Genomic DNA, 24,772 nt, shown 5'->3' with positions numbered 1-24,772 from the left:
GGCATGGGCAAAGCCCATGTCGTCGGACGCGGCGGGGGACGCGGCGGGCCGCGCCGGCCGGGGCTTGGGCGGCCGCTGCCAGCGTGGCAGCGGCCGCCCTTCGCCTCAGAACCGGAACGCGGCCGTGGCGCGCAGGCTGTGCCAGCGGAAATAATCGAAGTTACGACGGAAATCGGTGCCCGACGCGTTGCCGCGCGTGAAGGGGCCGCCGGTCGGTCCACCCGAAGCGCGGACGCGGTAGTCGGTGTCTTCATACTGGTGGTACTGATATTCGAGGCCCACCGAGAAGTTCTTGCCCAGCTTCTGCTCGATACCGCCGCCGCCGACGATGCCCCATTCCTTGCTGCCACCGTTGGTGGTGAAGGTGTTGGCGGTGTTGCCCGTCGTGAAGCTGTTGTCGATGTTGGCATAGCCGACGCCGAACGTGCCGTAGAACAGCGTCGTGTTCGCCGCATAGCCGAGGCGACCGCGCGCCGAGGCTTCCCACTTCAGGTCGCGCGTCATGGTGTAGAAGGCGGGCGTGGTGCTGAACGCCGAAACGCTGTCGCTGACCTCGTTCTTGCCGAACTCGCCGACGACGCCGACGACGATGTTGCCGCGCTGGTAATCCGCGCCGACGCGCGCCGAATAGCCGATGCCATCCTTGTCGCTACGGCATCCGCGACCACCGTTGCCGGGTGCGATATTGCTGGTCGCGCGGCCGTTGCAGAAACCGGGCGAGAACGCGTTGGCGACGGTCGCAGTCGAGATGGTATCGCGGAAGACACCGTCCAGATTGCGATCGAACTCGATCGTCTCGCCGACATCGTTCGGCTGGACGTCATAGCCGAAGGATCCGCCGACATAGACGCCGCTGAACGGTGCGTCGGCGGTGACCTCCTGCGCGGCGGCAGGCGTTGCGGCGAATCCCAATGCGGCGCTCCCGATCAAGGCCGACATCATTCTCTTGCTCATATTCACTCCCGGAAACCACATGACAGGTTTTTCATAAACGGCGATCGACGGAAAATTTATCCCTTCGCCACAATAATCTGCGTCAATGTGGCTTTCGGGTTACACGAGAACAAACGGAGCCTGTGGCTTTGTCCGACGCCTGCGGCTACGCTCGGCGCATGGCTGAAGATCTGTTCGCGTCCCCGGGCGCACCTGGCGTCGGCAAACCCGCCGCCACTACCTATGACGCCTCCTCGATCGAGGTCCTCGAGGGACTCGAACCCGTACGCCGCCGCCCCGGCATGTATGTCGGCGGCACCGACGAGCGCGCGCTGCATCACCTTGCCGCCGAAGTGCTCGACAATGCGATGGACGAGGCGGTGGCGGGGCATGCCACGCGGATCGAGGTGACGCTCGACGCCAATAACCGCCTGACGATCGTCGACAATGGCCGCGGCATTCCGGTCGATCCGCATCCGAAATTTCCCGACAAGTCGGCGCTCGAGGTGATCCTCTCGACGCTGCACTCAGGGGGCAAGTTCGCGGGCAAGGCGTACGCGACCTCGGGCGGCCTGCACGGCGTCGGCATCAGCGTCGTCAACGCGCTGTCGTCGGACACCGTCGTCGAGGTCGCGCGCGACAAACAGCTCTACCGACAGCGCTTCGCCAAGGGGCAGACGCTCGGCCCGATCGAGCATCTCGGGCCCACGCCCAATCGCCGCGGCACCAGCGTCGCGTTCACCCCCGATACCGAGATTTTCGGCACCGAACTGAACTTCAAGCCGCAGCGCCTCTACAAGCTCGTCCGTTCGAAGGCGTATCTGTTCGCGGGCGTCGAGATCCGCTGGCATTGCGCGCCTGACCTGATCGGCGACGACACGCCCGCACAGGCTGTCTTCCAGTTCCCGGGTGGCCTCGCCGATCACTTACGCGACCAGATCGCCGGCCGCGAATGCGCGACCTCCGATTTCTTCTCGGGCTCGCAGGATTTCCCGAGCGCGAACGGCGAGACGCAAGGGCGCGTCGAATGGGCCGTTGCGTGGCCGCTGTGGAGCGACGGCTCGTACAGCTGGTATTGCAACACCATCCCGACCCCCGACGGCGGCACGCACGAGCAGGGCCTGCGCCAGGCGCTCGTCCGCGGCCTGCGCGCGTTCGGCGATCTCGTCGGCAACAAGAAGACCAAGGATATCAGCGCGGACGACGTGATGGTCGGCAGCGAACTGATGCTCTCGGTCTTCATCCGCGAACCGCAATTCCAGAGCCAGACCAAGGATCGCCTCACCAGCCCCGAGGCAGCCGGCCTCGTCGAAAAGGCGGTCCGCGATCATTTCGATCATTTCCTCAGCCACAACATGGATCGCGGCAAGGCGCTGCTGAACTATGTGCTCGAGCGGATGGACGAACGCCTGCGCCGCAAGCAGGAACGCGACGTCAAGCGCAAGACCGCGACCTCCGCGCGGAAACTCCGCCTGCCCGGCAAGCTCACCGACTGCTCCGCCAACTCGCCCGAAGGCACCGAGTTGTTCATCGTCGAGGGCGATTCGGCCGGTGGTTCGGCCAAGCAGGCGCGCGACCGGAAGACGCAGGCGATCCTCCCGATCCGCGGCAAGATCCTCAACGTCGCGTCCGCCACCAGCGCGAAGATCTTCGCCAACCAGGAAATCGCCGACCTGACGCTGGCGCTTGGCTGCGGCACGCGCAAGGACTGCACGCCCGACACGCTGCGCTACGAACGCATCGTCATCATGACCGACGCAGACGTCGACGGCGCGCACATCGCGACGTTGCTGATGACGTTCTTCTTCCAGGAGATGCCCGAACTCGTCCGCCGCGGGCATCTCTACCTCGCGCAGCCGCCGCTCTACCGCCTGACCGTCGGCACCAAGAGCGTCTATGCGAGAGACGACGCGCACCGGGCCGAGCTCGAACGCACTGTGTTCAAGGGCAAGAAGGTCGATGTCGGCCGCTTCAAGGGCCTTGGCGAGATGAACCCCGGCCAGCTCCGCGAAACCACCATGGACCCCGCCACGCGCGGCATGCTCCGCATCACGCTCCCGCAGGAATATGAGGAGCGGGCTGGTGTGAAGGATCTCGTCGACCGCCTGATGGGCAACAACCCTGCCCACCGCTTCGCCTTCATCCAGGAAAATGCGGGCCGGATGGACGAGGAAGCGATCGACGCGTGAGACGCTAATCGTATTGACAATTTGGCGGGGTGGGCTTAGGTGGAATTTACGTTCGACCCTGAAAAAGACGCGGCCAACATCGCCAAGCATGGCGTGTCTCTGGCGGCGTTCGCAGGGTTTGACGATGATCCGATCGTCAGGATCGACGGTCGATACGAATATGGGGAAGTTCGCTACCGTGCGTATGGCCGGATCGCTGGCCGCGGTTTCTGTATCATCTTCATGCGGAGAGAGGCGATGATCCGCCTCATCAGTTTTCGACGAGCGCATGAAAAGGAGATGCGGCGTTATGAATAGGATGCCCCCACCGCCCGACTTCGACGAGAATCCCGAGTGGACCGAAGAGGACTTCGCCAAGGCCCGCCCCGCATCCGAAGTCCTGCCCCCCGACGTCGCCGCGCTGCTGGTACGCCGCCGCGGGCCGCAGGCCGCGCCGACCAAGAAGACGGTGACCCTTCGCCTCGATCCGGACGTGCTCGACAAGTTCAAGGCCACCGGCCCGGGGTGGCAGTCGCGGATGAACGAGGCGCTGCGACAGGCCAAGGTCTGAGCCGCGCCACGTCCGGCCAAGGTTGACGCACCTCCCTCACCGCCCGTATTAGGCATTCCGGGCGGTCCATCGGGGCCGCCCTTCTCGTTTCGAAGAGGAAGCGCCTGTGACCATCACCCCGCTCATGCCCGTCTACCCGCGGTGTGGCGTGCGTCCGGTCCGAGGCGAGGGCGCGTACCTCTTCGGTGAGGACGGCCAGCAATATCTCGATTTCGCCAGCGGCATCGCGGTCAACGCGCTCGGCCACGCGCACCCGCATCTGACTAAGGCGATCGCCGACCAGGCCGCCACGCTGATGCATGTGTCGAACCTGTACGGGTCACCGCAAGGCGAGCATCTCGCGCAGCGGCTCGTAGACAACAGTTTTGCCGACACCGTCTTCTTCACCAATTCGGGTGCGGAAGCGGTCGAATGCGCGATCAAGACCGCGCGGCGCTATCATTTCGCCAACGGCAATCCTGAGCGGCACACGCTGATCACGTTCGACACCGCGTTCCACGGCCGCACGCTCGGCGCGATCTCGGCGACCAACCAGGCCAAGATGCGCGACGGGTTCGAACCGTTGCTGCCCGGATTCGCCTATGCCAAGTTCAACGATCTCGAAGGCGCGCTCGCGCTGATCGACGACAACACCGCGGGCTTCCTGGTCGAGCCGATCCAGGGCGAGGGCGGTATCCGCCAGGCGAGCCCGGAATTTCTCCAGGGCCTGCGGAAAGCGTGCGACGAGCACGGCCTGCTGCTCGTCCTCGACGAGGTCCAGTGCGGCTATGGCCGGACCGGCAAGTTCTTCGCGCACGAGCTGTACGGCATCACCCCCGACATCATGTCGGTCGCCAAGGGCATTGGCGGCGGCTTCCCGCTCGGCGCGTGCCTCGCGACCGAGGAGGCGGCCAAGGGCATGGTCGCGGGCACGCATGGCTCGACCTATGGCGGCAACCCGCTGGCGATGGCGGCGGGCGAGGCGATCCTCGACGTCATCCTGGAGGACGGGTTCCTCGACCACGTCGCCGCGATGGGCGACCGGTTGCGGCAGGGGCTCGAGCAGATGATTCCCAATCACGATCATCTGTTCGACAGCGTCCGCGGCACCGGGCTGATGCTCGGGCTGAAGCTCAAGAGCGACAGCCGCGCGTTCGTCGCGTTTGCGCGCGATCATCACAATCTGCTGCTGGTGTCGGCGGGCGAGAACGTCATCCGCATCCTGCCGCCGCTGGTGATCGACGAGAGCCATATCGCCGAGTGCATCGACAAGCTGTCGACCGCCGCGCGTGTCTACGTGCCCGCCGCCGACGATTAAAACCGATCCTCCCCGCATGCGGGGAGGGGGACCATGCGAAGCATGGTGGAGGGGGATCGCCCCGCGGTGTTGCGTTCGTGGAGGGCCCCCTCCACCCTTCGCCATGCGAACGGTCCCCCTCCCCGTGCCGGGGAGGATAATATGACCCGCCATTTCCTGAATCTCACCGACGCGGGTGCCGACGGCATCGCCGCGATGCTGGCCGACGCGCTCGATCGCAAGGCCGCGCGCGCCGGCTTCCCCAAGGGTCGTGCCGATGCCGACGCGCCGCTCGCCGGTCACACCCTCGCGATGGTGTTCGAGAAGAATTCCACCCGCACGCGCTTCTCGTTCGACATGGCGATCCGCCAGCTCGGCGGCACCTCGATCGTGTCCGACGCCGGCTCGATGCAGCTCGGCCGCGGCGAATCGATCGCGGATACCGCGCGCATCCTGTCGGGCTATGTCGACGCGATCATGATCCGCACCGACGATCACGCCAAGATCGAGGAGATGGCGCACTATGCCAGCGTCCCCGTCATCAACGGCCTGACCGACGCGTCGCATCCGTGCCAGATCATGGCTGACCTGCTGACGATCATCGAGAGCGGCAAGACGCTGCCCGGCCTCAAGGTCGCGTGGCTTGGCGACGGCAACAACGTGCTCGCCTCGATCGTCGAGGCGGCCGGGCTGATGCACTTCGACGTCGCCGCGGCCTGTCCGCAAGGCTACCAGCCGACCGAGGCCGACGTCGCGCTCGGCAAGGGCCGCGCGCGCGTCGTCGCGTCGCCGCAAGAGGCGGTCGAGGGCGCGGACATCATCGTCACCGACACCTGGATCTCGATGGGGCAGGCACATGCCGAGACCAAGCTGAAGGCGCTGACACCGTATCAGGTCGACGCCGCGCTGATGGCGATGGCCAAGCCCGACGCGAAGTTCCTCCACTGCCTCCCCGCGCATCGCGGCGAGGAGGTCACGCCCGAGGTCATCGACGGCCCGCAGTCGCTGATCTGGCAGGAAGCCGAAAACCGCCTCCATGCGCAGAAATCGGTGCTGCGCTGGTGCTTCGGGCAGATCGGCTAGTCTGAACCCCGTCCGTCATCCCAGCGAAAGCTGCGATCCCCCCGTTTGGGCCGCTGCGTCCGCCAATCGGGATGCCCCAGCGTTCGCTGGGGTGACGGACGGGAGCGAGATCGGGCGATCGCCAGATTACCCGATCGGTTGATCGAGCGCCTGCGCGCCCCCATTTCCGTCATTCCCGTGGAGACGGGAATCCATAAACTCCGAGCCGGCGTTGAGACCGTGAGCGTTTGCCGCTCTGGATCCCCGCCTGCGCGGGGATCACGACGCGGTGGGGAATGACGAAGGAATGATGGTGAACGACCCCAACATGACCGATCTCGATCGCGCGCTGGCGTTTGCGATCCCCGCGCGCAGCGCGCGCGGCCGGATCGTCCGGCTCGGTACCGCACTCGACGAGGTGCTCGCCGCGCACGCCTATCCGCCCGCGATCGAGAAGCTGCTCGCCGAGGCGCTGACGCTCGCCGCGCTGATCGGTTCGACGCTGAAGGACGCCAGCGGCCAGCTGACGATGCAGACGCGGACCGACAATGGCGTCGTCCAGCTGCTGGTCTGCGATTACCGCGGCGGCGAGGTCCGCGGCTATATCGAATATGACGCGGACAAGCTCGCCGAGGCGCCCGCCGAGCCATCGCTGTTCGCGCTGTTCGGCGCGGGCTATCTCGCGATTACGTTCGACATGGCGAGCAGCAACGAGCGCTATCAGGGCATCGTCCCGCTCGACGGCGACACGCTGTCGGAGGCGGCGCAGAGCTATTTCACGCAGTCCGAACAGATTCCGACGATGGTCCGCACCGGCATGGCCAAGGGCCCCGACGGTCGCTGCGTCGCGGGCGGGCTGTTCCTCCAGCACCTGCCCGAAGGCGAGGACGGCCGCGAGCGGCTGCATACCAAGCTCGACCATCCCGAATGGGAGCATGTCGCCACGCTCGGCAACACGATGGGCGTGGACGAACTGACCGACGCCGCGCTGCCGCTCGAGACGCTCGTGTGGCGGCTGTTCAACGAGGAGGAGGATGTCCGCATCCTCGCCGACATCCCGATCACGCGCGGCTGCCGCTGCGATCCGGCGTACATCAAGGGCGTGATCTCGAAATTCCCGATCGAGGAACGGCGCTCGATGGCGGACGAGACGGGGTTCATCATCGTCGACTGCGCATTCTGCGCGAAGAAATTCCCAGTGGCGGTGGGTGAGTAATTCCTCGTCCTTGGTAAAGCCAGACCAGCCCGCGACGCACGCATGCGAGGTGAGGGGATTGATCGTGGGGCCGCCCAGGCCAGGGGCCGTCTCCTAGGGCGCTGCCTTGGCTCGTCTTGGGGGCGAGAGGGATAAACGGAGCGTTAACGTCCTTTTCACCCTTTGCCGCTAGCCCTGAACCGGTGCTTTTATTCGGCACGTTTTTTCTCCCTTATGGCGCGGTTCGCGCCAACCTTCGGGGGCCGCTCACTGGGCGGCCCCTTTCTTTTTGCGCGCCGCTGGCCTAGCGGACGTCGCATCATGACATCTCCTGCTCCTTTTGCGGTCGCGCTCGTTTCGGGCGGGCTCGACTCGATGATATCCGCCGCGCTGGCGCGTGAATCGGGCAAACGTCTGCTCGCGCTCTCGTTCGACTATAACCAGCGCCACCGCGTCGAACTCGCCGCCGCGCGGCGGATCGCCGATGCACTCGGCGCCGAACGCCATATCGTCCTGCCAATGGACCTGTCCGCATTCGGCGGCTCCGCGCTGACCGCCGATATCGACGTGCCGAAGGACGGCGTGGGGACCGAAGACGGCGGCGGCATTCCGGTGACCTACGTCCCCGCGCGCAACACGATCTTCCTCAGCCTCGCGCTCGGCTGGGCGGAAGCGGCGGGCGCACGCGACATCTATATCGGCGTCAACGCGCTCGATTATTCGGGCTATCCCGATTGCCGCCCCGAGTTCATCGCCGCGTTCGAAGGGCTCGCCGAACTCGCGACCAAGGCCGGTGTCGAGGGCGATCCGTTCCGCATCCAGGCGCCGCTGCAGACCATGACCAAGGCGGATATCGTCCGCGAAGGTACGCGGCTCGGGCTCGACCTCGGCCTGAGCTGGTCGTGCTACGATCCCGCGCCGGGTGGTCTGCATTGCGGCGAGTGCGACAGCTGCCGCCTGCGCGCGCGCGGCTTCGACGAGGCGGGGATCGCCGACCCGACGCGCTACGCCGTGAAGCCCGTCTGACGATGAGCTACGCGGTCAAGGAGATGTTCCTGACGCTGCAGGGCGAGGGCGTCAACGCCGGGCGTCGCGCGGTGTTCGTGCGGTTTGCCGGCTGCAACCTGTGGTCGGGGCGCGAACAGGATCGCAGCACCGCGGTGTGCCGGTTCTGCGATACCGACTTCGTCGGGACCGATGGGCTGGGCGGCGGCAGGTTCGTCGATGCGGCGGCGCTCGCCGCGGCGGTTGCGGGCCTCTGGGGGGAGGGCGTGCGCGACCGCTTCGTCGTGCTGACCGGTGGCGAACCGATGCTCCAGATCGACGACGCGATCGTCGATGCGCTCCATGCCGAGGGGTTCCGGATCGCGATGGAGAGCAACGGGACGATTGCCGCGCATCCCGGCATCGACTGGGTCTGCATCAGCCCCAAGGCGGGCAGCATCGTCGTCCAGCGCACCGGCGACGAACTGAAACTGGTCTGGCCGCAACCGGGCACCGATATCGCCGATATCGAAACCTGGGATTTCGCGAACCTGCTGCTCCAGCCGCTCGACGATCCGCAGGCGGACGCGAACCGCGAGGCGTGCGTGGAGACGGTGATGCAGCGGCCGCAGTGGCGATTGTCGTTGCAGACGCACAAGCTGCTCGGATTGCGCTGAACGACCCGCGGGGAAGATGGGGTCTGCGATGCTGCTGTCGCGCGTCCGTCATCCCGGCACGCGCCGACCCGCCCGATACCGTTGACCATCGCCGCCGCGCCCTGTCTCAAAAGAGAGGGGCGGCGTCCGCCGGGACGTCGCCCCGGAGGGTGGCGGCCTCCAGCAGGACGGCCTTGTTACCGTCCGGCTATGCCCAGGCCGACCGGCGGCCAGTTCTGCGCACCGCATTTCTTGACGACCCACTCGCCCTTCTTGTCCCAGCAGATCGCGTCCAAGCGCACGATGGGGGCGTTGCGGTCCCGGCCGATATAGCGCGGGAAACGCTGTTCGCCCCACGGTATCAGGCTGTTGCGCAACTCGCGCGAGCGGGCGAGCGCCACGTCGGCGAAATGCCCGCGGGGCGCAAATACCGCATCGCGACCGATCGACGCCGCCGTCTGGCAGAAGCCATATTGGGCGGCGACGGTGGCGAAGCTCGAATAGGTCCGGGTGCCGAACTGGTCGAGCGCGGCCTGGCCCGCCCTGGGGCCCGCTGCCTTGTTCACGCGCAGGAAATACTTGGTCAGCGTGTCGAACGCGCCCTTCAATTCCTCGCCGTGATCGGCGAGGATCGCGTTATAGTTCGGCACCGTCAGCAGGGTCGGTTCGAACTGGCACTGGAGCGCCGCGACGTTGAGCGCGGCGCGCATGTGCCACACCAAAGCGGCGCGCGTCTCCGTCGACGTGGCGCCGGGCAACACCTGACCCAGGTCGGATTCATCACCCGTGACAGCCGCCCCCGAAAAATCGCGCGACTGCAAGAAAAACTGCGCCGACGCCGACTGCGCCATAGCGAGCCCGCTCGACGCTACGCATAGCGCGAGCGCGGTACGCAACACCTTCATTCAAACCTCCCCAGGGCATTCCAAGTCGACGAATCTAAAGCGTTTCCGTCAAACCCCCAAGCGATTTTAACCTTTTGGGCAGGACGATTTCGCGCGGGCCGCCGGTCGATTCGACGGCTGCGAAACGACCCAGCTCTACGGCCATTTGCGCACCGGCCGGGTTGCCTCATCATCCCCGGTATCGCGTCCCGGTGCACGATAACGCGAAAGGGCCGCCCGGTTGCCCGGACGGCCCTTCACACAAGCAATGTCTTTGAAGGCCGGCTGCCGAGGCGGCTGGCCCTCGCGACGATTACATCGCGTTGTTGGTCATCATGGTGTCGTTCGACATCATCGTGTCGTTCGCCATCATGGTGTCGTTGGCCATCATGCCACCGTTCGACGCACCGTCAACGGCGGTCATGTTGTCGGTCATGGTGTCCATGCCCTCGGTGGCGTTCATGTCGGTGACCATCGTGTTGTCGGTGGTCGTCTCGGTCTTCGGACCGCAGGCCGACACGGCGAGTGCCGCGCTGGCGATCAGCGAACCGGTCAGGACCTTGGAAATGAGTGCACGCATGTGGAAGCTCCCTAGATAGAGGATTTGGCTGGCTGCTCGCCCTTAATACCCAAATCGTAGTGGACATTAATCCGATAACGCTTTGCCCTCAAGCCTCGTTTTCTTGAGGACAAGAAACTGTTTCAAGGAAAGCATCGACCGTCAACGCAAGCGCAGCGTCGAAGGTTGCAAGGTCCGCCGAAATGCCAAGCGATTGCAGGCTGGTAACACCGTATTCGGGAAGGCCGCACGGGACGATGCCACCAAAATGGGCCAGGTCGGGTGCCACGTTCACCGAAAAGCCGTGGAGCGTCACCCAGCGTTTCACGCGTACGCCGATCGCACCGATCTTCGCTTCACGTCCGTTATCGAGCGTCCAGATGCCGACGCGGCCCTCGACCGCGAACGCCGCGACGCCAAGTTCGCCGAGCGCCGCGATCACCCAGGATTCGAGCGCATGGACGTAGCAGCGCACGTCGCGCCCGCGCTTGGTGAGGTCGAGCACGACATAGCCGATCCGCTGGCCCGGCCCGTGATAGGTGTATTTCCCGCCGCGCCCGGTCGGGATCACCGGAAAGCGCGCATCGATCAGGTCGCCCGGCTCCGCGCTGGTCCCCGCGGTGTAGATCGGCGGGTGCTCGAGCATCCACAGCAGTTCGCGCGCGTCGCCGGCGCCGACCGCGGCCGCGCGCGCCTCCATCTCGGCGAGCGCATCGGCATAGGGGGTGAGGCCGGCGCTGGTGCGCCACTCGATCTCGGGGGGAAGGGGGCTGGTCACCGATCCCAATTGCGCACCCGTCGCCCAAGTTGCAACCACGACGCGCCCAGCATCTATCCCGCAACCATGTGGTCAAGCGCGGGGGGTTGGGCTAGTCCGCGCAGGAACGAGAACGGGGAGTTCGGCGCATGGTGAAGATGGGAACAGTCTGGGACCGCACGGTCGAGGTGCTCAACGGTCGCACCGGCATGATCGCGCCGATCGCGCTGGTCGGCATGCTATTGCCCAGCGTCGTTCGGGACGGCTTCGTCGCCTATGCGACGCCGGGCACGATATCGTTTGCGTTGGTCGGGGTCATCCTGGCGATCGGGACGTTGGCCGCGCTGCTCTGGGCGCAACTCGCGATCGTGGCGATCGCGACCGATCCCGCCACCGACGCGGCCTCCGCGCGTCGCCAGGCGGGGGCGCGCCTGCTGCCCGCACTCGGCGTCACCGCGCTGCTCACGGTCCTCGCGCTGCTGCTGGCGGTGCCGCCGGTGATCGTCCTCATCCAGTCGGGGTTCGATGTTTCCGCCGCCGCCAGTGGCAGCAGCGTGCAGATGACCCCGCCCAGCGCCGGCGCGGCCGGGTTCACCGGGCTCTACGCGCTGGCCTATCTGGTCGCGGCGCTCTGGATCGGCGCGCGGCTGGTGCTGCTCAACCCGGTCATCCTCAACGAACGCCGCGGGATCGGCGCGATCCGGCGCTCGGTCCAGCTGACCAGGGGGCTGACATGGCGGATCATCGGCGTCTTGATCCTGTTCGCGATCGTCATGCTCGTCTCCACCTGGGCCGCACAGTCCGTGACGGGGGTCATCTTCCGCCTCGCGCTCGGCGCCGACGGGATCGTGACCGCGACCTTCCTGTCGGGCATCGCCGCGACGATCGTCACCACCGCCTTCACCGTGCTCGCCGCGGTCTTCACCGCGCAGCTCTATGTCGCCGTCAGAGAGAAACACGCCGTCCCATGAAGCTCGATTTCGCGACCGTCCTCACCGATGCCTGGACGTTGTTCAAGCGCGACCGCGACCTGTTGCTGCGGATCGCCGCGCCGTTCCTGTTCCTGCCTGCCTTCGCGCTCGCGCTCGTCGTCCCCGATCCGCCGATGCCGGTGGCGGGTGCCGGCGACAACGAGGTGCAGGCGATGGCCTGGGCCGATGCGGTGCAGAGCTGGGCGGCGGCGCATGGCGGCTGGTATCTGCTCGCCTATGTGACGAGCTTCTTCGGGACGTCGCTGTTCTACGCGCTGTATCTCGACCGCGATCGGCTCGACCTGCGCACCAGCCTGACGCGCTGTCTGCGGATCTTCCCGCGCTTCCTGCTGGCGATGGTGATCGTGTCGCTGCCGGCGGGGGCGGGATTGCTGCTGTATGCGATCCCCGGCCTCTACATTCTTGGCCGGACGATGCTGACCGGGCCGGCGCTGTTCGCCGAAGCCCCGCTCGGCGCACTCGGCGCGATCCGCCGCAGCTTCGTGCTGAGCCGGGGCGCGGGGTTGCCGCTGATGGGGCTGGCGGCGTTCAGCTACATCTCGGGCTGGCTTGCGGGCGCGCCGTTCATGATGCTCGACCGCGCGCTGCGCGACGGGGGCGAGCCCAATCCCGTGGCGCTCGCGATCGTCGATGCGGGCGCCGCGGTCGCGGCCATGGCGGCGGGCATCGCGATGGCGCTGATCGCGATCTCGGCCTACCGCCGTCTGGCACGGTAGGGCAACGACTCAAGAGGCAGCGCAAGACGCCGGCACCTTCCGCCTCCTTGGTCTCCCGCGAAGGCGGGAGCCCAGTCTGGGTCCCCGCCTTCGCGGGAGAACCATGTCTTGCGAGCTACCCCAGCTTCGCCAGATACGGGATCTGCGGCGCGGTCTCCGGCGGCAGCACCCCCGACGCCCGCGGATCGGGAAACGTCTCGATCGTCCGTTTCACCGCCACGAACCCCTGCGCGCGGTAAAAGCCCAGCGCGCTGGGATGATCGAGCGTGCAGGTATGCAGCCAGACCCGCGTCACGCCCTTCGCCCAGGCGCGCGCGCACGCCTCGGCCATCAGCCAGCGGCCATGACCTTGCCCCGCCAGCTCGGGGATCAGCCCGAAATACGAGATTTCGCACGCGCCCGCTTGCCGGGAATCGAGTTCGAGCATTCCGACCTCGATCCCCGCCGGATCGAGCACCGCATACACCATGATCCCCGGATCATGAACGATCGCCGAGAGCGCATCGTCCGCCATCACCAGCCGCGAGAACCAGAGCCACGGACCGCCGATCCGCCGGAACAGTGCGCGGTATTTGTCCAGCGCTGGCTTATCCCACCGCACCAGTCGCAACCGCGATCCCGGGCTCGGCCGAAGCGGCGGCCGCGTCCGCATCTCTAGCGTCGTGACGATCGTCGCCAGCGTGTCGCCGGCGACCGGGATCAGCGCCATTCTACGACCACACCGCGCGCGGCGGCAGGCTCATCAGGATCGCGTCGATGTTGCCGCCGGTCTTCAGCCCGAACAGCGTGCCGCGATCATAGACGAGGTTGAACTCGGCATAGCGCCCGCGCCATTCGAGCATCCGCGCCTCGTCGGCCGCATCGAACGGCGTGTTCATCCGCCGCCGCACGATCCGCGGATAGGCGTCGAGGAACGCCTCGCCGACATCGCGCGTGAACGCGAAGTTGGTCTCGAAATCGCCGTCGAGATGATCGAAGAAGATCCCGCCCACGCCGCGGCCGACCTTGCGGTGCGGGATGTAGAAATAGGTCTCCGCCCACTCCTTGAACCGCGGATAGTGCGCCGGATCATGCGCGTCGCACGCCGCCTTCATCGTCGCGTGGAAGTCGGCCGTGTCCTCCTCGATCGGCAGTGGCGGGTTGAGATCGCCGCCCCCCCCGAACCAGCGCTTGGTGGTGTTGAGGAAGCGGCAGTTCATGTGCACCGCGGGCACGTGCGGGTTGGCCATGTGCGCGACCAGGCTGATCCCGGTCGCGAAGAAGCGGGGATCCTCGCCCGCGCCGTGGATCGACTTGGCGAACTCGCCCTCGAACGTGCCGCCGACGGTCGAGACGTTGACGCCGACCTTCTCGAACACGCGACCCTTCATCACGCCCATCACGCCGCCGCCGCCGGGCCCGCCCGACGGGTCGATGCGATCCCACGGCGTATAGGCGAACGCGGCGTCGGAGCCGGCCTCGCGCTCGATCGCCTCGAACTCGGCGCAGATGCGGTCGCGCAGCGATTCGAACCAGTGGCGGGCGGCGGCTTGCTGGGGGTCGAGGTCGATCATGGCGCCATCCCTACCAAATCCTCCCCGGGACGGGGAGGGGGCAGGTGATCTGCATACGGCGCCTATCACAGCCACCCGTCATCCTGACGAAAGTCAGGACCCAGGGTAACGGGCGCCGCCGTTTGTGGCCCTGGGTCCTGACTTTCGTCAGGATGACGGGCGCGCGTAATCGACCGTGTTCGTCCGACCACGCGCTAGGCTGGCCAGCCGCCCGTCTGGCGCAGCGCCTCCGCCGCGACGATCCCCGTCGCCACCGAGATGTTCATCGATCGCAAGCCGGGCCGCATCGGGATCAGCACGCGCAGGTCGGCGCGCGCATGGACCGCGTCGGGCACGCCGGCCCCCTCGCTGCCCATCAGCAGCACGTCGTCGTCGCGGAACGCGGCCACGTCCAGCCGCACCGCACCCTTCGTCGTCAGCAGTACGATCCGCCCCGTCGCTTGGCGCAGGAACGTCTCCCAGTCGACATGGCGAACGACGTCGACCGCGCCGACATAATCCATGCCCGAGCGCGCCACGGCCTTTTCGCTCCAGGTGAATCCCATTGGTTCGATCAGGTCGACGCCGATCCCCATGCACGCGGCGGTGCGCAGGATGGCGCCGACATTTCCGGCGATATCGGGCTGATACAGGGCAATACGCATACCGGATCCTCTAGCGTGGCAGTAACCCAAAGCAAAAGGGAGTTGGCAAAGCGCGGTCACGCCGTCTATCAGAACGCAGCCTCCGTGGGGACGGTCGGGTGGATTGGGGATAGGGTTTCGCGAAACCGAGCAACCCAGTCGGCCACGAAAAAAATAACGTGCAAGGGCGAGATGAATGGCGACAGTCGACGACATGGTTCCTCCCGGCGAATCGCCAGAGCCGTTTCACGAAGAGGACCATGACCCTCGCCGCCGTGATTTCATCAATATTGCAGCGGTTTCCTTCGCCGGGGTCGGCGCGGTCGCGATCGTCCTGCCGCTCATCAACCAGATGAACCCCTCGGCCGACGTGCTCGCACAGTCGACCACCGAGATCGATCTGTCGAAGATCCTCCCCGGCCAGGCGATCAAGACGTCGTTCCGCAAGCAGCCCTTGTTCGTCCGCAACCTGACGCCGAAGGAAATCTCGGAAGCCGACGCGGTCGACATCTCGACCTTGCGCGATCCGCAGACGCTCGAGCAGCGCACCAAGGCGGGCAAGAAGAACTGGCTGATCACGCTGGGCGTCTGCACGCATCTCGGCTGCGTCCCGCTCGGCGCGGGCGAGGGCGAGAATAAGGGCCCGTTCGGCGGCTATTTCTGCCCGTGCCACGGCTCGGCCTACGACACCGCCGCGCGCATCCGCAAAGGCCCCGCACCGACCAACCTCCACGTGCCGGACTATGCCTTCAACTCCGACACCGTCGTCACGGTAGGCTGAGGAAAACGACATGAGCTTTCCCTGGGCCAAGCAATACGAACCGAAGCTGCCGCTGACGCGGTGGCTGGACGAGCGGCTTCCCGTTCCCCGGCTCGTCTACAATTCACTCGGCGGCGGCTATCCCGTCCCGCGCAACCTCAATTACTTCTGGAACTTCGGCGTCCTCGCTGGCGCCGCGCTGGCGATCCAGATCATCACCGGCATCGTGCTGGCGATGCATTACGCCGCCAACGGCGCGGTCGCGTTCGATTCGGTCGAAAGCATCATGCGCGACGTCAACGCGGGCTGGTTCCTGCGCTATGCGCACGCCAATGGCGCGTCGATGTTCTTCATCGTCGTCTACACGCACATCTTCCGCGGGCTTTATTACGGCTCGTACAAGGCGCCGCGCGAGATGGTGTGGCTGCTCGGCGTGGTCATCTTCCTGCTGATGATGGCGACCGCGTTCATGGGCTATGTCCTTCCCTGGGGGCAGATGAGCTTCTGGGGCGCGCAGGTCATCACCGGGTTCTTCTCGGCGATCCCGCTCGTCGGCGACACGATCCGCATCTGGCTGCTGGGCGGATTCGCGCCCGACAACGCCGCGCTCAACCGCTTCTTCTCGCTGCATTACCTGCTGCCGTTCGTGATCGCGGGCGTCATCATCCTGCACATCTGGGCGCTGCACATCCCGGGTTCGAACAACCCGACCGGCGTCGACGTGAAGGGCGAGCAGGACACCGTGCCCTTCCACCCCTATTACACCGCGAAGGACGGCTTCGGGCTCGGCATCTTCCTGCTCGTGTTCGCCAGCCTGTTGTTCTTCTTCCCGAACTATCTCGGCCACCCGGACAATTACATCCCGGCGAACCCGCTCTCGACGCCCGCGCACATCGTCCCCGAATGGTATTTCTGGCCGTTCTACGCGATCCTGCGCGCCTTCACCGCGGACTTCATCCTGCCGGCCAAGCTGTGGGGCGTGCTGGCGATGTTCGGCTCGATCCTGCTGCTGTTCTTCCTGCCCTGGCTCGACAGCTCGCCGGTCCGTTCGATGAACTACCGTCCCAAGGCGCGGATCGCGTTCTGGGTGCTGGTCGCCGACATCCTGGTGCTCGGCTATTGCGGTGGCGCGCCTGCCAACGCGTTCTACGTGATCCTCAGCCAGATCTGCGCGGCATACTATTTCGCGCATTTCCTGATCATCCTGCCGCTGATCTCGCGGTCGGAACGGCCTCGGCCGCTGCCCAACTCGATCACCGAGGCGGTGCTGGCCAATCATGGCGGGACCAGCCCCGCGCATACCGCCCTTGAGACGTCGCCGACGTCGTCCACGCCGCACGCCGCGCACTGATACGAACTCGAGGACACACACATGGTTCGTCTCATCGCATCCATCGTCGGCGCGGCCTTCGTGCTGGTGCTCGGCATCGCGCTCTTCGGCAGCATCTCGGGGGCGATCACCGACCCCGTCGCGCCCTCGGCCGAGAGCGTCGCGCACAAGCATCCCAAGGAACTCGAGCTTGCCTCCAACGGCGTGTTCGGCAAGTTCGACCGTCGCCAGCTCCAGCGCGGCTTCCAGGTCTACAAGGAGGTCTGCGCCGCCTGCCACTCGCTGCGGCTGGTGTCGTTCCGCGACCTGCAGAAGATCGGCTATTCGGAGCCTGAGGTTAAGGCGATCGCCAGCCAGTGGGTGATCGAACAGCCGTCGATCAACCCGGAAACGGGCGAGGCGGCGACGCGCAAGAACATCCCGTCGGATCGCTTCCCGCTGCCGTTCGCCAACGAGGTCGCCGCCCGCGCCGCGAACAACAACGCGCTGCCGCCCGACCTGTCGCTCATAACCAAGGCGCGTGAGGAGGGGACTGCCTATGTCCACTCGCTGCTGACCGGCTACACGACGCAGCCCGCTGCGTTGCTGAAGGAATTCCCGGACATCAAGACGCCCGAAGGTCTCCACTACAACCCGTATTTCGCGAACCTCAACATCGCGATGCCGCCGCCGCTGACCTCGGATGGTCAGGTGACCTATGCGGACGGGACGAAGCCCACCAAGGAGCAGATGTCGACCGACGTCGCGGCGTTCCTGACCTGGACCGCCGAGCCCAACCTGGAGGCGCGTCACGCCGCTGGGTTCGCGTCGATCATCTTCATCCTGATCTTCTGCGGGCTTGCCTGGGGCGCGTATCAGAACGTCTGGCGCGACGTTAAGCATTGATGATCGCAGGGCTCCCACGGTAAGGGCGCACGGATAGAGGGAGCGGCGGACGGGCGAACAGCCCGATCCGCCGCTTTCGTTTTGGCCGTAGTGCGGCGGCGCGATACGTCTGCCGCCCGTGCGAAGAAGGGAACGCCCATGTCCGATACCGAAGAGCGCAACGCCGACCTCAAGGCGCTGATTCGCACTATTCCGGACTTCCCCAAGCCCGGCATCCAGTTCCGCGACATCACCACCTTGCTGCTCGACCCGACCGGCTGGGCGACCGCGATCGAGCGGATGGTCGCGGCGGTCTCGGGTCCGGTCGATCTCGTCGCGGGTATCGAGGCACGCGGCTTCCTGTTCGCCGCCGCGCTCGCCGCGCCGCTGAAGGCCGGCGTGTTGCTGATCCGCAAGGACGGCAAGCTGCCCGGCGCGACGATCGCCGAAGACTATGCGCTCGAATATGGCACGGACCGTATCGCGATCCACGCCGACGCCTTCGCGCCCGGCGCCCGCGTCCTGCTGGTCGACGACCTGATCGCCACCGGCGGCACCGCGCGCGCCGCGGTCCGCCTGCTGAACAAGGCGGGGGCCGTGGTGACGCAAGCGCAGTTCCTCGTCGACCTCCCCGATCTCGGCGGCGCGGAGGCCCTGCGCGCCGACGGCATCGACGCCACGGCGCTGATCGACTTCCCCGGCCACTGATGACACGCCACTGATCCCGTGCCGCTGACCGATTTCCGGCAGGACACCAGCGCTGTTAAAAACCGTTCCCCCGCGGATGCGGGGGCCCAGCTAAGTACCGCAGCACCCCGCTACCCTGGCCCCCCGCCTCCGCGGGGGAACAGCTAGGGTGTGGCCATGATCTTCGACGTGGGTTTCCCCGGCCGTGTCTACCGCCACCGCGCCACATCAGCCGCCGTCGATTTGCGGACCGAAAAGATTGCCGGGCCGGCGCCGTCACACTCGTCATCCATCGCTCGCACCAAGCTCCTGCTCGGAGCAGACTGACCTGCGCCCCCCTGAATATCCCCCCGGCAGAGGCCGGGGTCCAGGCGGGAAACGGCGCTCATGGGAGGCTGCGCGCAGTCACTCCTGTCCTCGCTATTGGACACCGGCCTCAGCCGGGAAGGTAGCCTCGGGCAGGTTAGCCCAAAGCTTGTTCGCTGCGGCCGTCACCTCCGTCAGATCCCGTTCATGGAACTTGCGACACACCGAGTCCGTTGTGCGACGAATGGCGGCGCGTTGTGTCCGCTCTCCACGTACGGGAGATTTTCCATGTTTATGAAGCGCTTCGGCATTATCGGCTTGGCCCTGGGCCTCGGACTCGGCGTTGCCGGCTGCACCGACGGCTATGGCTATGGCGGCGCAGGCCTCGGCTATGCAAGCGACCCATATTATAGCGGCGGCTACGGTGTGGGTGGATATGGTGGCGGCTACGGCGGCGGCTATGACGGCTTTGCAGGCTATGGCGGCCTGAATTCCTATTATGGCTGGAGCGGGGATTATTATTATCCCGGCTCGGGCGTGTACGTCTATGATCGCAACCGTCGCCCGTATCGCTGGAACGGTGATCAGCAGCGTTACTGGCAAGGACGCCGCGGCAACTATCGCGGCGCCGGCAATTGGGGCAATTTTGCGCGCGGCAACAGCCCTGCGGCGCGCGACTATCGCCAGGATCGTCGCGAGGCCAATCGCGATTTCCGCCAGGACCGCCGCGAGGATCGCGGACAACTCCGCAACGGGCAGATCACCCGTGACCAGTTCCGTGGCGAGCGGCGCGACGCGCGCCAGGGCTATCGCAGCGAAGCCAGGCAGGACCGCCGAGAATTCCGCCAGAATCGCGGCAATGGCGGTGGCAATCGAAGCTTCGGCGGCGGCAATCGCGGCGGCAACCGCGGTGGCGGCGGCAACCGCACGCCACGCTGAGGCGCACCGGGCTTAGGTGGACTGTGCAGGCGCGTCCTGGGGGCGCGTCTGCACCAGCCCGTTCGACACGAACGTCATCACCAGCACGTCGTCCTGGTTGAACACGCGCATCCGGCTCTTGAAGATCCCCATTTCGGGCCGGCTCGCCGACACGCGCTTTTCCAGTACCTCGTTCTCGCACCGCAGCGTATCGCCCGGATAGACGGGCTTCACCCATTTCAGCTCGTCGATCCCGGGCGAGCCGAGTCCCGCCTGACGGTTCTCCTTCAGATGTGCGACCAGCATCGCCATCGTCATCGCGCACGTATGCCACCCACTAGCGGACAGCCGCCCGAAATGCGTCGCCGCAGCCGCCTCGTCGGACAGGTGAAACGGCTGCGCATCGTATTTCGTGGCGAAGTCGATCACCTCTTCGCGGGTCACGGCATAATGGCCAAACGACGCGGTCCTACCGACCTTGATGTCCTCGAAATACTGCATGCGCGCCTCTCCTCTTATCGTTGCAGCACCTTCTGGAAGGGCGCGGCGGTGCCGTCCAGCCCCGCCTCCGCCGGCAACCCGATCAGGTCGCGCAGCAGGGGCTCGATCGCGACATTGTCGAAGCTCGCGATCGTCTTGCCGCGCGCGAACGCCGGCCCGTTGGCAAGGAACAGCGCGCGCATCTCGGGCGCCATGTTGTCGTACCCGTGCATGCCCCCGACGAACGTCTTGGTCGGCGCGCTCGGATCGACTCGCCAGCCGACATCGGCGAGGCACAGATAGCTCGGCACGCGCGGGTTGCGCCCATAATGGAACCGCGCAGGGATCTCGCTTTTGCGCCAGCATTGCAGATGGTCATGCCGCTTGAGCAGCCGCGCCTCGAGCGCCGCCTCATGCCCCGGCACCGCGAACAGCGTCGCATAGGGCCCGGTCTCGACCGTCCGGTAATCCGCCTTGTCCGCAATCATGTCGAGCGCGACGACCCGGTCGCTGCTCGTCGCCGCCATGCCGTGGTCGGCAACGATCACGAGGTTCGCACGCTGGCCGAGCGCCGCGAGCCCGTCGACCAGCGCGCCAATGCTCGAATCGACGTCCGCAATCGCGCGTGTGACGCCCGCGCTGTCGGGGCCGTCCGCATGGCCGGCGCTGTCGACCGTATCGAAATACAGCGTCACCAGCTTCGGCCGGATCGCCGCCGGGCGCCGCATCCAGTCGAGCACCGCGTTGACGCGCTGCGTCCCCGACACCTGCTGGTTGAACTGCTGCCAGTCCTCCGGTCGCGTCCCGCCGTCGATCGCGCCGTGACTGTCAGGCTTGACCGTGCCGCCGACCGCGACGTTCGCGCCCGGCCAGAACATCGTCGCGGTCCGGATCCCCGCCTTTTCCGCATCGACCCAGATCGGCGAACTCTCGCTCCACCAGAACGGATCGTCGCTCGCCATCGTGAAGGTCTCGCCCGGCCGCGCGGGATCCTCCATCTTGTTGCCGACGATCCCGCTGCGATCGGGCCGCAGACCCGTCACCAGCGTCCAGTGATTGGGAAAGGTGATGCTGGGAAAGGATGGCCGCATGCTCGCAAACACCCCGCCCGCGCGCAGCCGGTTGAGGTTGGGCGTCACGCCGCGGTCGAGATAATCAGGCCGGAACCCGTCGATCGACACGAGGATCGTGACAGGCGCGCGCACGTCCGAAGCCGGCATCGCGGTCGCTGCCGTGATGGGAGCAGGCGCGCTGATCGGCGCGAGGGCAGGGGGCGTGTAAGGATACGCACACCCGGCGAGCGCGGCGGCGAGCGCGGCGGCGAGCGCGAGCGCGATGAACGTCGAAGCAGTCTTCATGCGTGTCGTCCCGAACGAGTCCCGAATGCGCGGCTCTCTACCCGTGTCGGTCGGCGGACGAAAGCGTGGCCAGGCAACGAAGTGCTAAGCTTTCGTCAACCTGGTGGACCTAGCATCGCACGATGGGCCGCTCTTTCATCATCGCCACCGCCGGTGCTTCGGCGCTGATGTTCGCCGGGGTCTGGACCGCAACCGCGCCAGCGTCGGTCGTTGCCGCATCCGATCCCGGGCCGTCGGCACCGATGTCGATCCGATCGCCTGAGGCGAACGCGAGCGAGGCGGATGCCGTCGTCCGCTCCCGACCGATCGTGCCCGTCGCTGCGGAGGATAGCGCGCCCTATAACGTCGTCCGGGCGCCCTATGGACGACCGAGCGCACCCCAAGCGACGCAATCGCAGCGCTCGGTCTATTATAGTGGCTGTCGGGAAGCTCGAGCCGCTGGCGCTGCGCCGATCTATCGTGGGCAGCCCGGCTACCGCCCGGGGATGGACGGCGACAATGACGGGATCGCCTGCGAGCCGTATCGCGGCTGACTCGTCACTGCCCGCGCCGCGTGGCCGGGGCCTCAGCTGTGCAGGAAGTGCATCACGTCGCCGTCATGGACGACATACGCCTTGCCCTCGGCACGCAGCTTGCCCGCTTCGCGCGCCTTCGATTCGCCGCCCAGCGCGATGAAGTCGTCATAGGCGATCGTCTCGGCGCGGATGAAGCCCTTTTCGAAATCGCCGTGGATCTCGCCCGCGGCCTGCGGTGCGGTCGCGCCCGCATGGACGGTCCAGGCGCGCGCTTCCTTCGGGCCGACCGTGAAGAAGGTCAGCAGCTGCAGCAGCTTGTAGCCGGCGGTGATGACGCGCGCGAGGCCGGTCTCCTCCAGACCCAGCTCGCCCAGGAACTCGCCGCGATCCTCGGCGGGCATCGTCGCGATCTCCGCCTCGATCGCCGCCGACACGACGACCGCCTCGGCGCCCTCGGCCGCCGCCTTTTCGAACACCCGCGCCGACAGCGCATTGCCGTTCGCGGCATCGCCCTCGTCGACGTTGCAGACGTACAGGACGGGCTTGGCGGTCAGCAGCTGCGCTTGTGCAAACACGCGCGCCTCGTCTTCGTCCTTCGGCACCGTCAGCCGCGCGGGCTTGCCTTCGCGCAGCAGCTCGAGCGCCTGGCCGAGCACGGCGGCGCCGATCTTGGCTTCCTTGTCGCCCTGCATGCCCTTCTTGGCGAGGTTGGGGACTCGCTTTTCCAGGCTTTCGAGATCGCTCAGCATGAGCTCGGTCTCGACGGTCTCGGCATCGGCGATCGGATCGACCTTGTTGTCGACATGAGTCACGTCGCCATTCTCGAAACAGCGCAGCACATGGACGATCGCGTCGACCTCACGGATGTTGCCGAGGAACTGGTTGCCGAGCCCTTCGCCCTTCGACGCGCCGCGCACGAGGCCGGCGATGTCGACGAAGCCGAGCTGCGTCTCGATGATCTTCTGCGAGCCCGCGATCTTCGCCAGCGAGTCGAGCCGCTTGTCGGGCACGCCGACGTTACCGACGTTGGGCTCGATCGTGCAGAACGGATAGTTCGCCGCCTGCGCCGCGGCCGTCTGTGTCAGCGCGTTGAAGAGGGTGGACTTGCCGACGTTCGGCAGCCCCACGATGCCGCAGCGAAAACCCATGATATGCCTTCAGTTTGAGATTGGGGTATAAGAATGTGCGGAAGCTTTAGGACAGGGCGCCACCAAACGCCAGCAAGGACGCCTGCGCCTGTATCTCGATCCACCACATCGATGTGATGCACCACCCCGGCGAAGGCCGGGGCCCAATTGGGGGACGGCGCTGGCAAAGGTCTGCGCACCGTTACTGCGACCTTTCCAATTGGGCCCCGGCCTTCGCCGGGGTGGCTGCTGGTTTTGATGGCGTGATCGACCCGCCCGATTGCCGCAATGCAGCAAAAGTTATCGTACCGGTCGGTAGATATTGCGTTTCCCGTGCGTATATCGCGTTCTGCCAGTCAGAATTTAGGAATAGCATGACCACCACCGCCAACGGCTTTGCCGCGCAATCCCCCGCAACGCCGCTCGCGCCGTTCAGCTTCGAGCGCCGCGCGCCGGGCAAGACCGACGTCGCGATCGACATCGCGTTCTGCGGCGTCTGCCACTCGGATCTCCACACCGCCAAGGGCGAGTGGGAAGGCACGCTGTACCCGTGCGTTCCGGGCCACGAGATCGTCGGCCGCGTCACCGCAGTCGGCAGCGACGTCACCAAGTTCAAGGTCGGCGACATCGCCGGCGTCGGCTGTATGGTCGACAGCTGCGGTACGTGCCCGTCGTGCACCGACGGCGAGGAGCAATATTGCGAGACGACCGGGTTCGTCGGCACGTATAACGGCCCCGATCCCGTGCTCGGCGGCCACACCTTCGGCGGCTATTCGGATCATATCGTCGTCGACGAGGGCTTCGTGCTCAAGGTCTCGCATCCCGAGGCCGATCTCGCCGCGGTCGCGCCGCTGCTGTGCGCCGGCATCACCACCTATTCGCCGCTGAAGCACTGGAAGGTCGGGCCTGGCCAGAAGGTCGGCATCGTCGGTCTCGGCGGTCTCGGTCACATGGGCGTCAAGATCGCCAACGCGATGGGCGCGGAGGTCTATGTCTTCTCGACCTCGCCGAACAAGCGCGACGACGCCAAGCGTCTCGGCGCCAAGGACCTGATCGTGTCGAAGGATGCCGATGCGATGGCGGAGCATATGAACAGCTTCGACTTCATCCTGAACACCGTTGCCGCACCGCACAATCTCGACCCGTTCCTCGAGTTGCTCAAGCGCGACGGCACGATGACTCTGGTCGGCGTGCCCGCCGAGCCGCATCCGTCGCCTTCGGTCGGCAACCTGATCTTCCGCCGCCGCCAGCTGGCGGGCTCGCTGATCGGCGGGATCGCGGAGACTCAGGAAATGCTCGATTTCTGCAACGAGCACGGTCTGGTGTCGGACATCGAGATGATCCGCATGAACGAGATCGAGCCGGCGTATGACCGCATGGTCAAGAGCGACGTGAAGTACCGCTTCGTCATCGACATGGCGTCGATGCCGACGGCGGCCTGATCGGGCAGGGGGCGGCGCGCGGTGCGTGCTGCCCTCTTCCCCCCGTCATCCTGACG

General features: G+C 66.3%; 28 protein-coding genes. 18 read left to right on the top strand and 10 right to left on the bottom strand.

Annotation, left to right across the window (positions count from 1 at the left end; translation table 11 throughout):
• Positions 1-105 precede the first annotated feature (105 nt).
• A complete protein-coding gene (locus tag ASF00_RS15010; protein ID WP_235525894.1) occupies positions 106-954 on the bottom strand; it encodes an outer membrane protein in 849 nt (282 codons plus the stop codon).
• Positions 955-1,112: 158 nt separating this feature from the next.
• On the opposite strand from ASF00_RS15010, the gene parE reads away from it, so the two are divergent.
• The 8 genes from parE (at position 1,113) to queE (ending at position 8,866) form a co-directional block, all read left to right on the top strand.
• Positions 1,113-3,122, top strand: a complete 2,010-nt coding sequence (gene parE / locus ASF00_RS15005) for a DNA topoisomerase IV subunit B (protein WP_055881043.1) — start codon at positions 1,113-1,115, stop codon at positions 3,120-3,122.
• Positions 3,123-3,161: 39 nt separating this feature from the next.
• Positions 3,162-3,419 carry a BrnT family toxin gene (locus ASF00_RS15000; RefSeq protein ID WP_055881040.1) on the top strand — a complete coding sequence of 86 codons (258 nt, stop codon included), beginning with the start codon at positions 3,162-3,164 and terminating at the stop codon, positions 3,417-3,419.
• Entirely contained in the window at positions 3,412-3,672 is a 261-nt protein-coding gene (locus ASF00_RS14995) for a BrnA antitoxin family protein (RefSeq protein WP_055881037.1), read from the top strand. Before ASF00_RS15000 ends, ASF00_RS14995 begins: the two co-directional genes overlap by 8 nt.
• Before the next feature lie 106 nt (positions 3,673-3,778).
• The gene (locus ASF00_RS14990) at positions 3,779-4,969 is read left to right on the top strand and encodes an aspartate aminotransferase family protein (RefSeq protein ID WP_055881033.1); all 1,191 of its coding nucleotides are present in this window, start codon (positions 3,779-3,781) and stop codon (positions 4,967-4,969) included.
• A gap of 141 nt (positions 4,970-5,110) precedes the next feature.
• Positions 5,111-6,031: an ornithine carbamoyltransferase gene (argF, locus tag ASF00_RS14985; RefSeq protein WP_055881031.1), complete on the top strand. Its 921-nt coding sequence runs from the start codon at positions 5,111-5,113 to the stop codon at positions 6,029-6,031.
• Between the two features lie 289 nt (positions 6,032-6,320).
• Entirely contained in the window at positions 6,321-7,226 is a 906-nt protein-coding gene (gene hslO / locus ASF00_RS14980) for an Hsp33 family molecular chaperone HslO (RefSeq protein ID WP_055882322.1), read from the top strand.
• 300 nt (positions 7,227-7,526) lie between these two features.
• Positions 7,527-8,231: a 7-cyano-7-deazaguanine synthase QueC gene (gene queC / locus ASF00_RS14975; RefSeq protein WP_055881027.1), complete on the top strand. Its 705-nt coding sequence runs from the start codon at positions 7,527-7,529 to the stop codon at positions 8,229-8,231.
• A 2-nt stretch (positions 8,232-8,233) separates the two neighbouring features.
• Positions 8,234-8,866 (top strand): 7-carboxy-7-deazaguanine synthase, encoded by a 633-nt coding sequence (gene queE, locus ASF00_RS14970; protein ID WP_055881022.1) that lies wholly within the window; start codon positions 8,234-8,236, stop codon positions 8,864-8,866.
• Between the two features lie 176 nt (positions 8,867-9,042).
• Here queE and ASF00_RS14965 read toward each other — a convergent pair whose 3' ends face one another.
• The 3 genes from ASF00_RS14965 to lipB all read right to left on the bottom strand — a co-directional run bounded on the left by ASF00_RS14965 (position 9,043) and on the right by lipB (position 11,066).
• Complete coding sequence (locus ASF00_RS14965) at positions 9,043-9,750, bottom strand: hypothetical protein (protein ID WP_055881019.1); 708 nt, start codon at positions 9,748-9,750, stop codon at positions 9,043-9,045.
• A gap of 292 nt (positions 9,751-10,042) precedes the next feature.
• Entirely contained in the window at positions 10,043-10,309 is a 267-nt protein-coding gene (locus ASF00_RS14960; protein WP_055881015.1) for a hypothetical protein, read from the bottom strand.
• Positions 10,310-10,397: 88 nt separating this feature from the next.
• Complete coding sequence (lipB, locus tag ASF00_RS14955) at positions 10,398-11,066, bottom strand: lipoyl(octanoyl) transferase LipB (protein WP_200910555.1); 669 nt, start codon at positions 11,064-11,066, stop codon at positions 10,398-10,400.
• Positions 11,067-11,194: 128 nt separating this feature from the next.
• Here lipB and ASF00_RS14950 point away from each other — a divergent pair, with 128 nt between their 5' ends.
• Together ASF00_RS14950 and ASF00_RS14945 are read left to right on the top strand one after the other, a co-directional pair.
• Complete coding sequence (locus ASF00_RS14950; RefSeq protein ID WP_055881007.1) at positions 11,195-12,016, top strand: hypothetical protein; 822 nt, start codon at positions 11,195-11,197, stop codon at positions 12,014-12,016.
• On the top strand, positions 12,013-12,753 hold the full coding sequence (locus tag ASF00_RS14945) for a hypothetical protein (RefSeq protein WP_055881002.1): 741 nt from the start codon (positions 12,013-12,015) through the stop codon (positions 12,751-12,753). Before ASF00_RS14950 ends, ASF00_RS14945 begins: the two co-directional genes overlap by 4 nt.
• A gap of 115 nt (positions 12,754-12,868) precedes the next feature.
• Here the strand turns inward: ASF00_RS14945 and ASF00_RS14940 are convergent, their stop codons facing one another.
• The 3 genes from ASF00_RS14940 to ASF00_RS14930 all read right to left on the bottom strand — a co-directional run bounded on the left by ASF00_RS14940 (position 12,869) and on the right by ASF00_RS14930 (position 14,950).
• Positions 12,869-13,462, bottom strand: coding sequence for a GNAT family N-acetyltransferase (locus ASF00_RS14940; RefSeq protein ID WP_055880999.1), 594 nt, complete (start codon positions 13,460-13,462; stop codon positions 12,869-12,871).
• Position 13,463: 1 nt separating this feature from the next.
• Positions 13,464-14,306 (bottom strand): oxygen-dependent coproporphyrinogen oxidase, encoded by an 843-nt coding sequence (gene hemF, locus ASF00_RS14935; protein ID WP_055880996.1) that lies wholly within the window; start codon positions 14,304-14,306, stop codon positions 13,464-13,466.
• A gap of 194 nt (positions 14,307-14,500) precedes the next feature.
• Positions 14,501-14,950, bottom strand: coding sequence for a tRNA (cytidine(34)-2'-O)-methyltransferase (locus tag ASF00_RS14930; RefSeq protein ID WP_055880993.1), 450 nt, complete (start codon positions 14,948-14,950; stop codon positions 14,501-14,503).
• 193 nt (positions 14,951-15,143) lie between these two features.
• Between ASF00_RS14930 and petA the strand changes: the two genes are divergently transcribed.
• From petA to ASF00_RS14905, 6 genes are all read left to right on the top strand, one after another.
• Positions 15,144-15,710: a ubiquinol-cytochrome c reductase iron-sulfur subunit gene (petA, locus tag ASF00_RS14925; protein WP_055882319.1), complete on the top strand. Its 567-nt coding sequence runs from the start codon at positions 15,144-15,146 to the stop codon at positions 15,708-15,710.
• A gap of 10 nt (positions 15,711-15,720) precedes the next feature.
• A complete protein-coding gene (locus ASF00_RS14920; protein WP_055880990.1) occupies positions 15,721-17,040 on the top strand; it encodes a cytochrome b in 1,320 nt (439 codons plus the stop codon).
• A gap of 21 nt (positions 17,041-17,061) precedes the next feature.
• On the top strand, positions 17,062-17,904 hold the full coding sequence (locus ASF00_RS14915; protein ID WP_055880987.1) for a cytochrome c1: 843 nt from the start codon (positions 17,062-17,064) through the stop codon (positions 17,902-17,904).
• A gap of 138 nt (positions 17,905-18,042) precedes the next feature.
• Positions 18,043-18,591: an adenine phosphoribosyltransferase gene (locus ASF00_RS14910; protein ID WP_055880983.1), complete on the top strand. Its 549-nt coding sequence runs from the start codon at positions 18,043-18,045 to the stop codon at positions 18,589-18,591.
• Between the two features lie 156 nt (positions 18,592-18,747).
• Entirely contained in the window at positions 18,748-18,897 is a 150-nt protein-coding gene (locus tag ASF00_RS18610) for a hypothetical protein (protein WP_156348389.1), read from the top strand.
• Between the two features lie 267 nt (positions 18,898-19,164).
• Positions 19,165-19,815 (top strand): hypothetical protein, encoded by a 651-nt coding sequence (locus ASF00_RS14905; protein ID WP_156348388.1) that lies wholly within the window; start codon positions 19,165-19,167, stop codon positions 19,813-19,815.
• Between the two features lie 12 nt (positions 19,816-19,827).
• Here the strand turns inward: ASF00_RS14905 and ASF00_RS14900 are convergent, their stop codons facing one another.
• A complete protein-coding gene (locus tag ASF00_RS14900) occupies positions 19,828-20,295 on the bottom strand; it encodes a MaoC family dehydratase (protein WP_055880975.1) in 468 nt (155 codons plus the stop codon).
• 14 nt (positions 20,296-20,309) lie between these two features.
• Complete coding sequence (locus ASF00_RS14895; RefSeq protein ID WP_055880972.1) at positions 20,310-21,632, bottom strand: alkaline phosphatase family protein; 1,323 nt, start codon at positions 21,630-21,632, stop codon at positions 20,310-20,312.
• Between the two features lie 122 nt (positions 21,633-21,754).
• On the opposite strand from ASF00_RS14895, the gene ASF00_RS14890 reads away from it, so the two are divergent.
• Positions 21,755-22,165: an excalibur calcium-binding domain-containing protein gene (locus ASF00_RS14890; RefSeq protein WP_055880969.1), complete on the top strand. Its 411-nt coding sequence runs from the start codon at positions 21,755-21,757 to the stop codon at positions 22,163-22,165.
• A gap of 32 nt (positions 22,166-22,197) precedes the next feature.
• Here ASF00_RS14890 and ychF read toward each other — a convergent pair whose 3' ends face one another.
• Complete coding sequence (gene ychF / locus ASF00_RS14885; protein ID WP_055880966.1) at positions 22,198-23,295, bottom strand: redox-regulated ATPase YchF; 1,098 nt, start codon at positions 23,293-23,295, stop codon at positions 22,198-22,200.
• 353 nt (positions 23,296-23,648) lie between these two features.
• Between ychF and ASF00_RS14880 the strand changes: the two genes are divergently transcribed.
• Entirely contained in the window at positions 23,649-24,716 is a 1,068-nt protein-coding gene (locus ASF00_RS14880) for an NAD(P)-dependent alcohol dehydrogenase (RefSeq protein WP_055880963.1), read from the top strand.
• The last annotated feature ends 56 nt before the right edge of the window (positions 24,717-24,772 follow it).

This window comes from Sphingomonas sp. Leaf34, assembly GCF_001421805.1.
In the GTDB taxonomy this organism is placed as follows: Bacteria; Pseudomonadota; Alphaproteobacteria; order Sphingomonadales; family Sphingomonadaceae; genus Sphingomonas.
The sequence above is the reverse complement of the archived record's forward strand: the minus strand, read 5'-3'. Positions and strand labels throughout refer to the sequence as shown.

Coding starts and splice junctions, on each gene's coding strand:
- ASF00_RS14915 (WP_055880987.1), top strand. CDS start 17,062: ATGGTTCGTCTCATCGCATCCATCGTCGGCGCGGCCTTCGTGCTGGTG.
- ASF00_RS15010 (WP_235525894.1), bottom strand. CDS start 954: ATGAGCAAGAGAATGATGTCGGCCTTGATCGGGAGCGCCGCATTGGGA.
- ASF00_RS14950 (WP_055881007.1), top strand. CDS start 11,195: ATGGTGAAGATGGGAACAGTCTGGGACCGCACGGTCGAGGTGCTCAAC.
- argF (WP_055881031.1), top strand. CDS start 5,111: ATGACCCGCCATTTCCTGAATCTCACCGACGCGGGTGCCGACGGCATC.
- hslO (WP_055882322.1), top strand. CDS start 6,321: ATGGTGAACGACCCCAACATGACCGATCTCGATCGCGCGCTGGCGTTT.
- ASF00_RS18610 (WP_156348389.1), top strand. CDS start 18,748: ATGATCTTCGACGTGGGTTTCCCCGGCCGTGTCTACCGCCACCGCGCC.
- hemF (WP_055880996.1), bottom strand. CDS start 14,306: ATGATCGACCTCGACCCCCAGCAAGCCGCCGCCCGCCACTGGTTCGAA.
- ASF00_RS14965 (WP_055881019.1), bottom strand. CDS start 9,750: ATGAAGGTGTTGCGTACCGCGCTCGCGCTATGCGTAGCGTCGAGCGGG.
- ASF00_RS14930 (WP_055880993.1), bottom strand. CDS start 14,950: ATGCGTATTGCCCTGTATCAGCCCGATATCGCCGGAAATGTCGGCGCC.
- ASF00_RS14900 (WP_055880975.1), bottom strand. CDS start 20,295: ATGCAGTATTTCGAGGACATCAAGGTCGGTAGGACCGCGTCGTTTGGC.
- queE (WP_055881022.1), top strand. CDS start 8,234: ATGAGCTACGCGGTCAAGGAGATGTTCCTGACGCTGCAGGGCGAGGGC.
- ychF (WP_055880966.1), bottom strand. CDS start 23,295: ATGGGTTTTCGCTGCGGCATCGTGGGGCTGCCGAACGTCGGCAAGTCC.
- parE (WP_055881043.1), top strand. CDS start 1,113: ATGGCTGAAGATCTGTTCGCGTCCCCGGGCGCACCTGGCGTCGGCAAA.
- queC (WP_055881027.1), top strand. CDS start 7,527: ATGACATCTCCTGCTCCTTTTGCGGTCGCGCTCGTTTCGGGCGGGCTC.
- ASF00_RS14890 (WP_055880969.1), top strand. CDS start 21,755: ATGGGCCGCTCTTTCATCATCGCCACCGCCGGTGCTTCGGCGCTGATG.
- ASF00_RS14895 (WP_055880972.1), bottom strand. CDS start 21,632: ATGAAGACTGCTTCGACGTTCATCGCGCTCGCGCTCGCCGCCGCGCTC.
- ASF00_RS14905 (WP_156348388.1), top strand. CDS start 19,165: ATGTTTATGAAGCGCTTCGGCATTATCGGCTTGGCCCTGGGCCTCGGA.
- petA (WP_055882319.1), top strand. CDS start 15,144: ATGGTTCCTCCCGGCGAATCGCCAGAGCCGTTTCACGAAGAGGACCAT.
- ASF00_RS14920 (WP_055880990.1), top strand. CDS start 15,721: ATGAGCTTTCCCTGGGCCAAGCAATACGAACCGAAGCTGCCGCTGACG.
- ASF00_RS14910 (WP_055880983.1), top strand. CDS start 18,043: ATGTCCGATACCGAAGAGCGCAACGCCGACCTCAAGGCGCTGATTCGC.
- ASF00_RS14940 (WP_055880999.1), bottom strand. CDS start 13,462: ATGGCGCTGATCCCGGTCGCCGGCGACACGCTGGCGACGATCGTCACG.
- ASF00_RS14945 (WP_055881002.1), top strand. CDS start 12,013: ATGAAGCTCGATTTCGCGACCGTCCTCACCGATGCCTGGACGTTGTTC.
- ASF00_RS14880 (WP_055880963.1), top strand. CDS start 23,649: ATGACCACCACCGCCAACGGCTTTGCCGCGCAATCCCCCGCAACGCCG.
- ASF00_RS14960 (WP_055881015.1), bottom strand. CDS start 10,309: ATGCGTGCACTCATTTCCAAGGTCCTGACCGGTTCGCTGATCGCCAGC.
- ASF00_RS14995 (WP_055881037.1), top strand. CDS start 3,412: ATGAATAGGATGCCCCCACCGCCCGACTTCGACGAGAATCCCGAGTGG.